General features: G+C 67.4%; 11 protein-coding genes and 2 pseudogenes. 8 read left to right on the top strand and 5 right to left on the bottom strand.

What is annotated here, in order from left to right; all coding sequences use genetic code 11:
- The first annotated feature begins 166 nt into the window (after nucleotides 1-166).
- A complete protein-coding gene (locus OHO83_RS46560) occupies nucleotides 167-1,342 on the top strand; it encodes a PP2C family protein-serine/threonine phosphatase (RefSeq protein ID WP_266682104.1) in 1,176 nt (391 codons plus the stop codon).
- 350 nt (nucleotides 1,343-1,692) lie between these two features.
- On the opposite strand, the gene OHO83_RS46555 is transcribed toward OHO83_RS46560, so the two are convergent.
- Nucleotides 1,693-3,663: a pentapeptide repeat-containing protein gene (locus tag OHO83_RS46555; RefSeq protein WP_330278394.1), complete on the bottom strand. Its 1,971-nt coding sequence runs from the start codon at nucleotides 3,661-3,663 to the stop codon at nucleotides 1,693-1,695.
- A 280-nt stretch (nucleotides 3,664-3,943) separates the two neighbouring features.
- Entirely contained in the window at nucleotides 3,944-4,678 is a 735-nt protein-coding gene (locus tag OHO83_RS46550) for a helix-turn-helix domain-containing protein (RefSeq protein WP_266681944.1), read from the bottom strand.
- Nucleotides 4,679-4,965: 287 nt separating this feature from the next.
- Here OHO83_RS46550 and OHO83_RS46545 point away from each other — a divergent pair, with 287 nt between their 5' ends.
- From OHO83_RS46545 to OHO83_RS46530, 4 genes and pseudogenes are all read left to right on the top strand, one after another.
- Nucleotides 4,966-5,637, top strand: a complete 672-nt coding sequence (locus tag OHO83_RS46545; protein WP_266681942.1) for a DUF4097 family beta strand repeat-containing protein — start codon at nucleotides 4,966-4,968, stop codon at nucleotides 5,635-5,637.
- Between the two features lie 29 nt (nucleotides 5,638-5,666).
- A complete protein-coding gene (locus tag OHO83_RS46540) occupies nucleotides 5,667-6,635 on the top strand; it encodes an ATP-binding cassette domain-containing protein (protein WP_266681940.1) in 969 nt (322 codons plus the stop codon).
- On the top strand, nucleotides 6,632-7,423 hold the full coding sequence (locus OHO83_RS46535; protein WP_266681939.1) for an ABC transporter permease: 792 nt from the start codon (nucleotides 6,632-6,634) through the stop codon (nucleotides 7,421-7,423). The genes OHO83_RS46540 and OHO83_RS46535 overlap by 4 nt, the downstream gene beginning before the upstream one ends.
- Nucleotides 7,424-7,554: 131 nt before the next feature.
- Nucleotides 7,555-7,718, top strand: a pseudogene (locus tag OHO83_RS46530) (transposase); the annotation flags it as partial.
- A 188-nt stretch (nucleotides 7,719-7,906) separates the two neighbouring features.
- On the opposite strand, the gene OHO83_RS46525 reads toward OHO83_RS46530, so the two are convergent.
- The 3 genes from OHO83_RS46525 to OHO83_RS46505 form a co-directional block, all read right to left on the bottom strand.
- Nucleotides 7,907-9,151, bottom strand: a complete 1,245-nt coding sequence (locus OHO83_RS46525; protein ID WP_406337015.1) for a DDE-type integrase/transposase/recombinase — start codon at nucleotides 9,149-9,151, stop codon at nucleotides 7,907-7,909.
- Nucleotides 9,152-9,283: 132 nt separating this feature from the next.
- Entirely contained in the window at nucleotides 9,284-9,916 is a 633-nt protein-coding gene (locus OHO83_RS46515) for a DUF2461 family protein (protein WP_266681938.1), read from the bottom strand.
- Nucleotides 9,917-10,660: 744 nt separating this feature from the next.
- Nucleotides 10,661-12,496 carry an NACHT domain-containing protein gene (locus OHO83_RS46505; RefSeq protein WP_266681936.1) on the bottom strand — a complete coding sequence of 612 codons (1,836 nt, stop codon included), beginning with the start codon at nucleotides 12,494-12,496 and terminating at the stop codon, nucleotides 10,661-10,663.
- Nucleotides 12,497-12,648: 152 nt separating this feature from the next.
- On the opposite strand from OHO83_RS46505, the gene OHO83_RS46500 reads away from it, so the two are divergent.
- From OHO83_RS46500 to OHO83_RS46490, 3 genes and pseudogenes are all read left to right on the top strand, one after another.
- Entirely contained in the window at nucleotides 12,649-13,842 is a 1,194-nt protein-coding gene (locus OHO83_RS46500; protein WP_266681935.1) for an RNA-guided endonuclease InsQ/TnpB family protein, read from the top strand.
- A 164-nt stretch (nucleotides 13,843-14,006) separates the two neighbouring features.
- Nucleotides 14,007-14,467 (top strand): annotated as a pseudogene (locus OHO83_RS46495) (transposase family protein); the annotation flags it as partial.
- An 81-nt stretch (nucleotides 14,468-14,548) separates the two neighbouring features.
- A complete protein-coding gene (locus tag OHO83_RS46490) occupies nucleotides 14,549-15,544 on the top strand; it encodes an alpha/beta fold hydrolase (RefSeq protein ID WP_266681934.1) in 996 nt (331 codons plus the stop codon).
- Nucleotides 15,545-15,699: the final 155 nt, after the last annotated feature.

The raw sequence follows: 15,699 nt of genomic DNA, 5'->3' as shown, positions 1-15,699 counted from the left end.
TGAACACAGAACACAGCGATCTGCACTTATTGTGGCTTTTGTGTGTTGACGCTCGCTGTGGTGATTCTCAGGCTGGTAGGCGGGGCTGGTGGAAGGGACTGCGGTCGTGAGTGGTGGGCAGAGTGGACTTCCCCGGTTGCTGACGGCAGCCGAGACGGCGGCGCCCGTGGATGCCGTCGACGTGATCGCGGAGGACCTGCGGCGGCGTTTCGAGGCAACGAAGGTCTCTTTCCTCATCGTGGACCTGACAGGGAAGGCGGTGGCGCGGCTGTCGACCGCCCCTGCGGAGGATGGGCGGGGGGTGGAGCGGATCCCTTTGTTCGGCAGTGTCTACGAGCAGGTGGTGCGCACTCAACGGCTTTATCAGGAGGTGACCGGTCAGGGGCAGCGGGTGATCGTGCCGGTCACTAACCGGGGGGATGCGATCGGATTGCTGGAACTGCTCCTGCCGGCCGATCCCGGCGAGGACGTCCTTGATGAGGTCGGGGAAGCCGCCCATGTCCTGGCCTACATCGTGATCGCCAACGGACGTTTCACCGACTTCTACACCTGGGGCAAACGCTCCAGACCGCCCACCCTGGCAGCGGAAATCCAGTACCAGCTGCTTCCCTCGTCTCTGTCGTGCGAGGCCGCGCAGTTCACGCTGTGCGGGAGCCTGGAGCCTTCCGAAGACCTCAGCGGCGACACCTTCGACTACACCCTGGACCGGGACGAACTGCACGTGTCGGTGACCGATCCCATGGGCCACGACCTCGATTCGGCCCTGGCTGCCACGGTCCTGGTGAGCGCCTTGCGTGGGGCCCGCCGCGCAGGAGCCGGCCTGGCCGAACAGGCCCATCGGGCCGACCGGGCACTCGTCGACCACGGCCACGGGCACGCCACCGGGCAGCTGCTGCGCATCAATCTCCGCACCGGGCGGGCCCAGCTCGTCAACGCGGGACACCCCTGGCCACTGCGCATGCGCGAGGGCGCTGTGGAGGTGATCACCTGCGAGGTGGACCATCCTTTCGGGCTGTCGGAGTTCACGACGCTGCCCTACCGTGTTCAGGACCTCGATCTGCGCCATGGTGACCGTCTGCTCATGTTCACCGACGGCATGGTCGAACGGCACGGGGAGAAGGTCGACCTGCCTGCCCTGCTGGAGCGCACCCGGGGCCTGCACCCGCGGGAGACCGCATTGATGCTGACGTCCGCAGTCCGGGACGCTGCCGGCGGGCGGCTCGAAGACGACGCCACCGTGATGTGCCTGGACTGGCACGGCCCGCAGGAGACCCAACGACACGTCAGCTCCGGCGCGGACGCCCAACAAGCCTCAGCCACCCGCACGAAGCAGCAGCCGTGACCAGAGTGCTCTCCTGGACGGTGCCGGGCTGCCGCTGAGCAGCTCTCGCGCCGCGTCCTCCTGGAAGCCTAAATTCCCGCCCTTCCCCAGCTACGGGCGGCCCCGGGACCTACCCGAATGAGACATCGCGAGGTGTCTGGAGAACCGTCGAGCTTGATCTCGTACCACCAGCCCTTGCCGCGGGGCAGCGTCGGCACGGCCTCGGCGAGGGCGACAGCGACGGGGTACTCCACAGGGCCAGCCTGCGACGGTCGAGCCAGGGGTGCGCGCTGGCCTACGCTGCGCTGCGGGTTTTGGCCCGGTGCGGGTGGCGGTAGCGGGCCACAAGCCCGGGCCACGGGAGCGCTGGGTCAGCGCTTGACGCGGTTACGGACGGCCAGGACCGCAAGGCCCAGAAGGATGGGCTCGGTCACACGGGACGCCATCTCGATGTAGGTGCCGGACGTGGTCAGGTCTTGGTCGGCGGAGCGGAACACCACCGAGTTCAGCGTGACGTTCAGGGCCTTGTCGAAACGCTCGCCGGTGAGCCTTTCCCCGGTGGGGTTCTGGGGATCTGCCTCGTCGATCTCGAAAGTGACTTTGCCGCCGCCGGCCGGGACGGTGCCGGTCGCTGCCTGCTTCGGGGTGTCCTTCGGGAGACCGAGGCCCATCAGCAGCACGATGGTGACGAGCATGGCGGCGCCGAGCCACGCCAGCGCCCGGGAAGCGCGCATGCCGTAGCCAGACAGCGCCCAGTAGGCAGTCAGAAGACCCCGCTCGCTTCGGGGTATGTCGTCGGCGTGGCGGCGCATCTCCATTTCCCCGTAATAGAAGTCGGCGGCCCCAGGCTCGTGCTTGCCATCCTCGAGCGCTTTGCGAAGCGCGCGGTACACCGGTGCCAGTTGCAACGGCCCGACGCGCCCGGCGCCGAACACGGCCACGTTCCAGCCAGGAACGGCCCCTGCTTGGCTCGCGCGCCAGTGGTGCTCTTCGGCGAGGGTGCGGCGTTGGGTGAACCGGATCGGACGCCAGCCCCGCCAATGCATTGCGGGCGGGACCGTGTCGAAGGTGCATGCGCCCTCCAGCCGAATCTGGTCCAGGTGCACGGTCCCGGTGAACAGGCATCCCGACAGATCGACGTCGGCGAGGACCAGATGGGCCGCGTCCACCCCACGCAGCGAAACTATTCGCACCGTGGCGTCGGGCGCGCCGGCAAGAGCCTGTTCTGTCACCGGCCGCCCGTCGGAGAGCACGAAGGGCGCGGCCTCCGCGGCGATCGTGAGGGGGTACTCGAAGACGGCATGGGAGAAGTCCACCGTTGTGTAGCGCAGCCGTAGTTCGGCTGTCGACATCCAACGGGTTCGCCGGCACTCCACCCGACGTGCCACGCACGGCAAGGTCATCGGACCGCCGAACACCGCACCAACCAACGACACCCTTCCGGCACACACAAACGGCCCAAGATCAACCGGACTCTTGAAGGTCGCCGCCCCGAACCAGGCGTCGCCCTCGAAGGTCGCCGACTCGAACCTGGCGCTGCCTTCGAAGGTCGCTGTCCCGAACCCGGCCCTGCCCTCGAAGGTCGCCGATCGAAACCATGCGCCGCACTCGAAGCTCGCTGACTCGAACTCAGCCCTCCGCTTGAAGCTCGCTGACTCGAACCCCGCTCTCCGCTTGAAGCTCGCCGACTCGAACCCGGCGAGGTCCTCGAAGGCCGCCGCCCCGAACCCGGCCCTGTCCTTGAAGGTTGCCGCCCCGAACCAGGCCCTGCCCTTGAAGGTCGCCGAATCGAACGCGGCTTCGCCCTCGAAGGTCGTCGACTCGAACCAGGCGTCGTCCTCGAAGGTCGCCAAATCGAACCAGGCCCTGTCCTTGAAGGTTGCCGACTCGAACCCGGCGTCGCCCTTGAAGGTCGCCGACCGGAACCCAGCGTCGCCCTCGAAGGTCGCCGACTCGAACCCAGCTTCGCCCTCGAAGGTCGCCGTCCCGAACCCGGCCGTGTCCTCGAAGGTCGCCGAATCGAACCAGGCCATGTCCTTGAACTTCGCCGACCCGAACCAGGCCATGTCCTTGAAAGTCGCCGACTCGAACGAGGCTTCGCCCTCGAAGGTCGCCGCCCCGAACCCGGCGTCGCCCTCGAAGGTTGCCGCCCCGAACCCGGCGACGCCAAGGTGAGGTTGTCCGGTGCCAGGGTCACGAAGAGCGCCGAGTAGCTCGCTGAGGAGTGGGGCAGTGAAGGACGTGCCGCGGTGATCGACATCGTCTCCGGGCTCCAGGCCGGCCAGGTAAACAGCCCGCTCGGGGTCAGCAAGGTGAGCCAGACAGGCGGTGTAGCCGAGCACGCGAATGCCGTTACAGCCCACCGGATCGTCCGGGGCAGCTCCGTGACCGCAGTGAGGCCAGGGAAGCGGCTCTGGGGATGGTGTGGTCATACAGCAAGGGACGATCAAGCACGGCCGGCAGTTGCCGTCCGCGGCGCCCTCCCCGCAACACGGAGCCCCTGGAGACGACAGGCCACCACGGCCGGCGGGGCTGAGGCCCGGCGAACGCACCCCGCTTCACGTCTGGATCCCGGATAACCTCCCCTCCCCATATCCGGGCGGCATGGGCCCTGAGGGACGGTCAGGTGGTGCTGTCCTTCGGCGGTTCGGGCTGGGTATGAAGGATGTCGCGGGCCTGCTCGGCCGCGCGCACGATGCTTTCGGAGACGAAGTCGAGGAAACGGGCGATATTCTCCAGACGGGTCGCCGCCGGAGTACCCGACCCGAGGACGCCGACACCCTGCCGTGCGATGTCGACCATGTGGGCCGTGGAGCGGGCGGACGCCATCATCGACTGGTACATGATGTCGTTGTCCACGACATATCGCTCACGGCGACGCTCATCACGCTCCCGCCGGACCATGCCCTGACTCTCCAAGAACGCGACCGCCTTCGAGACGGACGCGGGGCTGACCTGCAGACGCTGGACGAGTTCGGCCGCGGTCAGACTGCCCGTATCGGTGAGGGTCAGGCAGGACATCACCCGCGCCATCATCTTCGGCGTGCCCGACTGTATGAGAACGGTCGTGAACATCTCCTCGTACGCACGCACCGCCTCCGCATCACGCCCATGCGGCTGGGCAGGCGTGCCCCGATCACGGGGCGCCGCCGGCTGCTTGCGGCGGGCACGCTGTTCCGTGGCCCGGTGCGCGAGGTCCGCACGGTAGGCGGTCGGGCCGCCGTTGCGCATCACCTCGCGCGTGATCGTCGACGTCGGACGCTCCAGGTTTCTGGCGATCTCGGCATAGGCGAGGCCGTCGGCCAGCCCCAGGGTGATCTGCTGGCGTTCCTGTTGGGTGAGTCTGCCTCCCGGCATTGCTGTCTCCCTCTTCTTCGCAACCATGCGCCAGTTGCTGGCATACCTGTCTCGCGCCCAGTGTCCGACGTCCGCAACTGAGGTCCGCCCGGCCGACTATAGCGTTCACTCTCATTTCATTGCAACGACGGGCGGTGGGGCCTGTTGCATTAGAGCCCAGACCATTGCAATGAAATCCCTGCAACTACCTGCGTTTATAGGGTTCTTGCGCAACAAGGGTGTTGCTCGATCCTTGAATGCAACGTAGCGTTTCGCCCATCAGAAACCACGGGTTCAAGGAGCACACCATGCAGAAGTTCGACACCCCCTCCCCCATCACCGCCGTCCTGGACATCCCCGCCGCACGCATCCAGTTCATCGCCGCCGACCGCGCCGACACATGCGTCGAGATCCTGCCCGCCGACAAGTCCAAGACCCGCGACCTCAAGGCCGCCGAACAGGCCACCGTCACCTACACCGACGGCGTTCTGCGCATCGAGGCGCACGCGGCGAAGAACCGGATCCTCGGCAACTCCGGCTCCCTCGAAGTGACCGTCCAGCTGCCCGCCGGCTCCCACGTCGAGGCGAAGGCCGCCAGCGCCGAACTCCGCGGCGTCGGACGCCTCGGCGACGTCACCTTCGAAAGCGCGCAGGCCGTGGTCAAGCTCGACGAGAGTGCGAGCGCCCGCCTCACCCTCCAGGCCGGCGACGTGCTCGTCGGCCGCCTGACCGGCCCCGCACGCATCAGCACCCAAAAGGGCGCCCTGGACATCGCCGAAGCCCAGGGCGGCACCGTCGAACTGCGCACCGAGTACGGCGACATCACCATCGCCGCCGCCTCCGGCACCTCCGCCACCCTCGACGCCGGCACCGCCTACGGCCGCATCCACAACACCCTCCAGAACACCGCAGGCGCCACCGCCGACCTCAACATCCAGGCGACCACCGCCTACGGCGACATCACCGCCCGCAGCCTCTGACCACCCGCAGTCTCTGAGGAGCAGTCACCATGACCAACCTGGCCATCGCGGCGAACGGGCTGCGCAAGTCGTACGGCGACAAGACCGTCCTCGACGGCATCGACCTCGCCGTCCCTGAGGGAACGGTCTTCTCCCTGCTCGGGCCGAACGGCGCCGGCAAGACCACCGCCGTCAAGATCCTCTCCACCCTCCTCTCCCCCGACCCCGCCTCCGGCGAGATCCGCGTCGGCGGGCACGACCTCGCGACCAAGGCGCAGGCGGTACGCGGCGCGATCGGTGTCACCGGGCAGTTCTCCGCCGTCGACGGCCTGATCACCGGCGAGGAGAACATGCTCCTCATGGCCGACCTGCACCACCTGCCCAAGCGTGAGGGGCGGCGCGTCGCCGCCGAACTCCTCGAGCGGTTTGACCTCACCGACGCCGCATCGAAGCCCGCCTCCACCTACTCGGGCGGCATGAAGCGCCGCCTCGACATCGCCATGACCCTGGTCGGCAACCCCCGGATCATCTTCCTCGACGAGCCGACCACCGGCCTCGACCCCCGCGCCCGCCACAACATGTGGGGCATCATCCGCGAACTCGTCACCGACGGGGTCACCGTCTTCCTCACCACCCAGTACCTGGACGAGGCCGACGAACTCGCCGACCGTATCGCCGTCCTCAACAACGGCAAGATCGCCGCCGAAGGCAGCGCCGACGAACTCAAGCGACTCATCCCCGGCGGACACATCCGGCTCCGCTTCACCGACCCCGACGCCTACCAGTCCGCCGCCCTCTCCCTGCGTGAGGTCCAGCGGGACGACGAGGCGCTCGCGCTGCAGATTCCCAGTGACGGCAGCCAGCGCGACCTGCGCTCCATCCTCGACCGGCTGGACTCGACCGGCATCGAGGCGGACGAGCTGACCGTGCACACCCCCGACCTCGACGACGTGTTCTTCGCCCTCACCACCACCAACGTGCCGGCCCAGCCCAACCAGCCCAAGGAGGAAGCCCGATGAGCTCCCTGTCCCTCGCCGTGCGCGACTCGACCACCATGCTGCGCCGCAACCTCCTGCACGCCCGCCGCTACCCGTCGCTCACCCTCAACCTGCTGCTCACACCGATCATGCTGCTCCTGCTCTTCGTCTACATCTTCGGCGACGTCATGAGCACCGGCATCGGCGGCCACGACGCCGACCGCTCCGTCTACATCGCCTACATCGTCCCCGGCCTGCTCCTGATGACCATCGGCTCCACCACCATCGGCACCGCCGTCTCCGTCTCCAACGACATGACCGAAGGCATCATCGCCCGCTTCCGCACCATGGCCATCCACCGCGGCTCCGTCCTCATCGGACACGTCATCGGCAGCGTCCTGCAGTGCATCGCCAGCGTCATCCTCGTCGGGGCCGTCGCCGTCGCCATCGGCTTCCGCTCCACCGACGCGACCGCCCTCGAATGGCTGGCCGCGTTCGGGCTTCTCGTGCTGTTCGCGACGGCGCTCACCTGGATCGCGGTCGGTATGGGGTTGATCAGCCCGAACGCCGAGGCTGCCAGCAACAACGCCATGCCCCTGATCCTGCTGCCCCTCCTGTCCAGCGCCTTCATCCCCACCGACACCATGCCCGGCTGGTTCCAGCCCATCGCCGAATACCAGCCCTTCACCCCCGCCATCGAAACCCTCCGCGGCCTCCTCCTCGGCAGCGAGATCGGCAACAACGGCTGGCTCACCATCGCCTGGAGCCTCGGCCTCACCATCCTCGGCTACTACTGGTCCAAGGCGAAGTTCAACGACGACCCGAAGTAGCCCGGATGACCAGGCGGACCACCACGCAAAACCCGCACGCACCACCCCGTGACGGCCACACAACCCCTACCGCACCACCTCGTGGCGGCGCACCCCGACACCACGTCGGAGTACGCCGCCACACCCGTACGCGCAAGGATCAGCGGGCGAAGGGTGACTGCCTATCTGCGGGGACTGATGCTGGACGGGCGGCGAGCCGATCCAACCGATGGCAGAGCGACTGCCGGACGGCAACAAGCAGAACCTGCAGCAGGCGCCGCCCCGAACAGAACCGGTTTCTGGACGCAGCCGCGTCCACTCTGGCCATCCTCAACGAGATCCACCATGTTCCAGAGGCAGCAACGCCCTTGCCGAAGTTGCCTGACTCCTGCCTTCGTCGGTCCGGCCTTGGTCCCCACAACCCGGCTCAGACCACGGTCATAGGGGCGCCCCGAGAAGTCCGGCGGTTCTTCGCACGGTGAGGCCGGAGTCGAAGTGCACGGGTCAGAGGTAGGAAATCCCGGTCAGCACAAGCAGCACGACAGCGACTGTGCCCACGATTTTTGGCACCCAACCACTGGTTCTCTGGTGCACAACCTCTGAGTAGCCAGGGGTTTTGGCATCGTAGATCACGTCCAGTCGCTGTCCGACGCCGACCGGTGCAGACGGGAAGGGCAGGCTGTCGCAGTAGTACTGCACGCCCTCCACCTCATAGAGCAGGCGGAGCCTGACCGTCCCCTTGTCGGTGCGCTTCGATTCCACGCATTTGGCCCGGACAACCACTCCCCTGCGCCGCAGGTTCACGTCCCGCCAGATGAAGAGCAGCGCGCCCACCAGCACGGGGACCGCCGTGATCAGAACGCCGATCGCATACGAGTGCAGCCCGTCGAGCATCGTCCCCACCCCCTGAAAGCAGTCTCGGGCACAGGGGACTTTACTCGTCACAGCAATCCATCGACCGTCCTCGGCAACCTCGATGAGCGGCATCAGGAGTGGTCGGGCCTGTACCGCGATGTCTGTCTCGCTGCCACGATCCGCGCACTGGCTTGCACCGAGAAGGGCGGGGTTCCTGACCTGGTTCCTGCTGACTCCAACGACAAGCCGAGCAGGGACCCCACGGCCTCGTGTTGCAGCTCGAGACCACCGAGAGCCGGTATCGTGCCGGCATTTGAGGGTTTTGTACTGACTTTCCGAGTACGGATTGTCATTCGATGTCTTCGGTCGCGAGTGGGACTTGGTGACGCCCATATTGCTGAGCATCTGCGCGGCATTGTGGGCGATCATCGCCGATCCCCGGTCGGAGTGGATCGTCAACTGCCCCCGCCCAACGGGGTACTTGGTGATCGTGGAGGACAGGAACTGCTCGGCGAGCTCCTTATTCTCGGATGCGGAAATCATCCAGCCGACGGTGTAGCGGCTGTAGATATCAATGATCGTGTAGAGGCAGAAGTAGCTGCCCCGATACGGGCCCTTGAGCTTTGTGATGTCCCACGACCACACCCGGTTCGGCGCGGTCGCGATCAACTCAGGCTTCTTGCGGGGCGGATGGACGGCCTGGCGGCGGCGCTCGCGGACCTCGCCGTGCCGGCGCAGGACCCGATACATCGTCGCCACCGGCCCCATCAGGGCATCGCGAACGCCCGCCCCCTGAATCCCTTGCCCGCGCCGATCACCGATCCGGACCGGATCGCCTGCCTCGAGGTACGACGACGCGATCGCCTCGGCGGCATCCTCCACGAGTACGAACATGCCGCATGACCTGCCCGGACGAGGATTTCGGCAAGGGCACGGTCGGCGCTGAAGGTGCGCGCATCACCTTCTGAGCGCGGGGGCCGGCGGCATGGGTGTGGCCTTCCCGTGCCGCGCGGCGCCCTCGTGATGTCAGGCGGCGCGCTTCACGTGGCGGACCAGCCACATCAGCAGGGCGTCCAGGTCGGCGGCGGCCGAGCGGACCCGGTCGACCGCTTCGTGGGTGTGCAGCCACTCCTCGCAGCCGAGGGGACGGGCGGCGATCAGCGAACGGTGGCGCAGCAGGTTGGTACGGGAGTGGTCCGTCGGATAGCCGCGCGGGGGGCGTTTCATCACGTCCCCGGAGATGTCGTAGCCCTTCTTCCGCACGTCCTCGACAATGGCGGACAGTTCGCGTCCGCTCCCCTCGGAGGCGACGGCTTTGCGGAACATGTCCACCTGGCCGGGATCGGGGTACCACCAGGCGCCCTGGATGAGAAGGCCGTCCAGGGCGAATCGGAGACTGATCTCGATCTTGCGGCCGAGTCGGATCACCGCGCCCTGGTGCTGCCACCACCAGGAGTCGGTGCGATAGTGCCAGACGGAGAAGTCCTCATACCGGGGGTCGGTGTCCGCGATCTCGTTGAGCAGGGCGATCATCGGCTGCCGGACCAGGCGTTCGCGGTCCGCGCGGTAGCGCTCGCGGGTCGCGTGGGCGGGTTCGCCCTGGAGCTGCCACAACACGTCCATGGCCTGCTCCGGCCAGCCGGTGAACTGTCCGCGCATGCGCGGAGGATAGCTCACCCATGATCCGCGCGCGGAGAGTGAGACGGGCAGGGAGGCGGAGCCCCAGACAAAGGTAGGAGGTGCTGCGGCCCGGCTCTCGCCGGCCAGTTCGATGTGCCGTGCGCGGTGGGCGAGTTCGTCGAGAAGCGCGGAGAGTGCAGTCGGTATGAAGCGGGCGGTGAGATTGTGCAGCCGAACTTGAGATCCCACAGCACGCTTAGGCAGCGAAGCCGATGTTCATGACGTGCTCGTAGGCGCCGTAGGACGCGCAGCGCAACGATCTCCTCCTGCGGGGTGAGCTTGTCTACCCGTCATCGATCGATCTGTCCACCCGAACCCTGCCGTACCTGACCTGCCAACTCGTGATCCGACGGCGAGAGATCGGCACGCGGTGCCGGCGCCTGACGGCGGGACGACAGGCTCTCCTCGCGCTGATGAGGATCTGTGAAAATCACCGCCCCGGCTCTTCCTACCCACTTGATTGAGTAGTCAATGAAGTGGGGGGACTTGGCTGTCAATCGAGAATTCGGGCCCGCTCCTCGCCGTGAACGCCGCTTGCAGCATCGCTCCGGGATGGGCTGCGTCCATCACCTTGCAAGGCTCGCACCGGCCCAAGCGCGGGCTGCGCCGGATGAATCCGGACGAACAGCGGCCCGCTGCGGCTGGCGACCCTTTGTGTCCAGGGTTCCTGCTTTTGCCCGAGCCGCACATCCAGACGGTGTATCAAGCCGGAGCACAACGGCCCTAAGGGGTGGTTGGTGCGTTAGCGAGCCAGTCCTGGAGTTCGCGATGGCGGAACTGGTAGGCGATGCCAGCACCGCGGAGCAGACTGGCATCGGTGGCCCAACGCAGGAACCTGCCCAGACGCCAGGGCAGAGCCTGGGACCCGCGGCGGGTACACAGAAGCAAGGCGATATAACGCATGTCCCCCGCACTCCCGAACCCCACCCACACCGACCCAAGCCCCCAGAACCCGGACGCGAACCCGTTCACAAGCCAGAGCTGGATCCTGTAGCCCGTTGTGCGCCGATCCTGAGGGGTACGCAGCCACACCTCGGCAGCCCACGAAGGCTCTGGCCACGCAACGGACCATGTGAGCCCAAATATCAAAAGGGCCAGCGCGATGAACAGGCCCGTCAAGAGGGTAGGGCCGTCCGTCCACAGATACAGGGCGGTAATCCCCAGGGGCATCACCGCCAGGAGGGCGGCGTGGACGATGCGGGGACGACTGCCTGCCAAAGGCCACAGTTCGTGCAGGACCAGATCGGTGCCGGACAGGGTCCGGCCGGCCACGGTGCGGCCGGTGACGGCATTGGTGTTCAGGTAGGCGGCCAGCACTCCCAGCCAGGCCCGGACCTGGGCGGGGGTGTAGGTGCCGCCCCGCTGGGTGCGGTGCCGGGCGGTGGCGTCCCGGAGGAACAGCTCAAGCAGGTAGTCGCGGATCGCCCGGTCGGTGCCCAGTACGGGGCCGAGTAGGTCTTGGGGTGAGTGCAGGTAGGCGCCAGTGAGATCGCGCTGCTCGTGGACGGTCACGGCCACGGTCAGCCGCCACGGGGTGGACAACGCCCGCGCCAGCGGCGAGGACGGGGCCCGGCCGAGGGTTTCCAGCACGCCCTGCCACCGCGGTGTGCTCCCCACCCGCCTCTGGATGAACAGGCGCGCCTGATCGGGACTGATCTGGCTGATCTCCACGCGCACGGCGTCTTTGGCCCACACCTCCAATGCCTCCAGCGCCCGGTACTGCCCGCTGCGGCAAGTCAGCACCAAGCCTGCTTTCGCCCGGCCGCGTTGGAAGGCGTTGAGCACGTCCAACGCCTGCCGGGCCCGGGAGCCGTACCCGGGCGTGTCCCCAGCGTCCATCTCGTCCAGCCCGTCCAGCACCGGCAGGATGAGCCCTGCGTCCATCAGCGCCTCGGCGGTAGTCGGGGAGATCCGATAGCGGCTCAGATGCCGGCACACCCACGCCCGTATGACCTGCACTGCCTCGCCCGGGTCGAGGGCGGTCCCCGCACTCATGCTCGGCCCGGTGCCGGGGTGGGCGACAGGCAGCGTGTCCCAAGAGGCCAGAGGTAGCCGTACCGGGACCGGGTCCTCCGGCTTGCGCTCCTCCAGCAGGGCAAGGAGGAGTTCGAGGGCGAGCACGGTCTTGCCTGACCCTGGTGCCCCGGTGATCACCAGACGCCCTGGTCGCAGCTGCCGGTAGTAGCTCACCACCTCGCTCAATCGCCCCTCCAGGGCGGCACCTGCGGCGTCCCTGGCCGCAGCCGGGCGGAACCTGAACCGCACATCGATCGTCGTACCGTCCCCGCCAAGTAACTGTGCCCGCGCGTCGGTCTCCGCTCGCAGCACTGCTTGCGCCAATCGGCCCGCCATGGCCACCGCGTCGCTCTCCTGGTGGCGCAGTCCTTGCCAAGACAGCCATCCCGACCAGCCCGCCACCACAAGCCCGGCAAAGGCGAACGCCGCGCCGACCGGGTCGACATCACCCCGCTTAAGCCCCTGTAAACCCCACGCCGCCACTGTCGCCACTGCTACCACGCACACGAACGCCCACAACCACCCTGCCTTACGCCTGTTCATCGGGTTCCTCCGTGGATACCCCTGCCTTCAGGCAGGGGAGGAAACGGACTCCTGCGGAGCAGGGCAAGGTGTGGGCTTTCGCCCCCAGGGCGAAAGGCCGTGCTCTGGCCCGCAGGTTTGGTCTCACACATCGGTCGCACTAGTTTGTGAGCGTGGCCACGACTTGTGTGAAGCGGGCGTTCAAGTACCGCTTCTATCCGACCGATGCGCAGGCTGCCGAGCTGTCGCGCACGTTCGGATGCGTGCGCAAGGTCTACAACCTCGCGCTTGCCGCCCGCACCGAAGCGTGGGCGCGGCAGGAGCGGGTCAACTACAACGCCACCTCGGCCATGCTGACCGCATGGAAGAAGACCGGGGAACTGGCGTTCCTCAACGAGGTTTCCTCCGTACCGTTGCAGCAGTGTCTGCGGCACTTGCAGGCGGCGTTCAGTAACTTCTTCGCCAAGCGGGCTAAGTATCCGCGCTTCAAGTCGAAGAAGAAGTCGCGGAAATCTGCCGAGTACACCACCAGCGGTTTCCGGTTCCGTGCCGGGGAGCTGACTCTGGCGAAGATGGCCCGGCCGCTGGACATCGTGTGGTCGCGCCCGCTGCCCGAGGGCGCGTCCCCGTCCACGGTGACCGTGTCGCAGGACGCGGCGGGGCGCTGGTTCGTCTCCCTGCTGTGCGAGGACCCGGCCATCGAGCCACTTGCCGCTGCCGATGCGGCAGTGGGAATCGACGTCGGTCTGGATCACCTGCTGACCCTGTCCACCGGGGAGAAGATCGCCAACCCTCGGCACGAACGCAAGGACCGTGCCGCCCTCGCCCAGGCTCAGCGCCGCATGGCGAAGAAGGAGCAGGGCAGTGCGAACCGGGCCAGGGCCCGGCGCAAGGTCGCCAAGATCCACGCCCGCATCGCCGACCGTCGCCGCGACCACCTGCACCAACTGACCACTCGACTCGTTCGTGAAAACCAAACGATCGTGATCGAGGACCTGACCGTGCGCAACATGGTCAAGAACCGGAAACTGGCCCGCGCCATCTCGGATGCGGCGTGGTCGGACTTGCGGAGCATGCTGGAGTACAAGGCCGCCTGGTACGGGCGGGAAGTGATCGCGGTCGACCGCTTCTTCCCCTCGTCCAAGCTGTGCTCCCACTGCGGCAGCGTGCAGGGCACGATGCCGCTCCACGTCCGTACCTGGACGTGTGAGTGCGGAACGACCCATGACCGGGACGTGAACGCAGCACGCAACCTTCTGGCCGCCGGGCTGGCGGTGACAGTCTGTGGAGCTGGTGTAAGACCTCAACGGAGTTCTCCGGGCGGGCAGTCGGCGACGAAGCAGAAAGCCCCACGGCGCGAGCCGTAGGAATCCCCCTCCTTCAGGAGGGGGAGCATGTCAAGTACAGATCATGGCAACCGTGGCACACCTTGCACCATGAACCTGACAGGAACTGCTTGGAGTCTAGGCAGATGGGTGGGGAGAGAAAGTGAGCAGGCCTGGGGAGCCCATGAGCAGGGGGTGGGGATTTTCAACGAGCGCCATCAGCGCTGGCCCACCTGCGGTGCGGCGACACCTATACCCAGCTCGCCGCCGGGTTCGGTATCGGGATCGCGACCGTGTTCGGCTCCATCCGCGAGGCCGTCGAGGTGCTGGCCGTCATCGCCCCGTCCCTGGCCGAGGCGATGAGGACGATCCGGACCAAGGCGTTCGTCATTCTTGACGGCATCCTGCTGTCGATCGACCGCATCGCCGCCGGCACCCCGTACTACTCGGGAAACATAAACGCCACGGCATGAACGTCCAGGTCCTCACCGATCCGTTCGGCCGCCTGCTCTGGGCCTCACCGGCCCTGCCCGGCTCGACCCACGATCTGGCCGCCGCCCGACAGCACGGAATGAAGGGCTGGCGCCTACTTCGACTCCGCTGCAGCACCAACCGCATCACCGACATCGTGAAGGCTGTCCTCGTCCTCCACGACGCCTCAACATGAGGATGGAAAACGCTCAGTGTTCCGCGCGACACATGGGCCTAGTCTGACGGAAGTTGACGGAGCACGATCCAAGGAGGGGCCGTGGCGGCGCACATCGAGGGCGTGGAGCATCACAGCATCAAGGTCAAGGGCCTGACCCTGCACTACGCGGCTGCGGGCGACGAGGACGCTCCGCTGGTGGTGCTGCTGCATGGCTTCCCGGAGTGCTGGTACTCCTGGCGCCACCAGCTCACCGCGCTCGCCGCGGCCGGCTACCGCGCCGTCGCCCCGGACCAGCGCGGCTTCGCCCGCAGCGACGCGCCGGCGCTCGTCGAGGCGTACACGCTGGCGAACCTCGTCGGCGATGTCGTCTCACTGGTACGGCAGTTGGACCGCGAGCGCTTCGCCGTGGTCGGCCACGACTGGGGCGCCCCCGTCGCCTGGCTCACCGCGCAGCTGCGCCCGGACCTGGTGCGCGGCGTCGTAGGCCTGAGCGTGCCGCCGCCGGTGCCCGACCCCGGTCACACCCCGCCGCTCACCGCGCTGGCGGAGATGTTCGACGGCCGCTTCTACCAGAACTACTTCTGCCAACCGGGCGTGGCCGACGCCGAGTTCGCCGAGGCCCCGGAGAACACCTTCCGCCGCTTTCTCTACGGAGCAAGCGGCGACAACCCCCAGACCGACCCGCCCCCGCAGCCCCTCGTGCCCCTGGGCAGCACCTTCCTGGAGACCCTCGCCGAGCCGAAGGAACTGCCGGCCTGGCTGACGGAGGACGACATCGCGGTGTTCGCCGAGGAGTACCGGCGCAACGGCTTCACCGGCGGTCTGAACCTGTACCGCAACATCGACCGCAACTGGGAGCTGGGTGCGGCCTGGGACGCCCTCCCGATCCAGGTTCCCGCACTCTACGTCGTAGGCGACCGCGACCTGGTGGGCGTCTTCCCCGGCATGGACCAGCTTCTGCCCGCACTCCAGCAGCTGAACCCGACACTCCACCCCACCGTCACCCTCCCCGGCTGCGGCCACTGGACCCAACAGGAACGCCCGGCCGAAGTGAACGCGGCACTGCTCGACTTCCTGGGCGGCTTGCCCGACTGAACCCGGCCGCCCGCCGCGCGGTCAGGCTCCGGCCTCGGCCCCGCCCTTCAGGGCAGCGACGATCTCCTCGTCTTCGAGATGTCGTCGTGCTCCTCACCTGGTACACCCTGCGGGACCCGGCCTGACGCCGACCTCTTCGACAAGATCTGCCTGGA

Source organism: Streptomyces sp. NBC_00569, from assembly GCF_036345255.1.
Lineage (GTDB): Bacteria > Actinomycetota > Actinomycetes > Streptomycetales > Streptomycetaceae > Streptomyces.
Note: the sequence above shows the minus strand (reverse complement) of the source record. Positions and strands in the feature narration are given on the sequence as shown.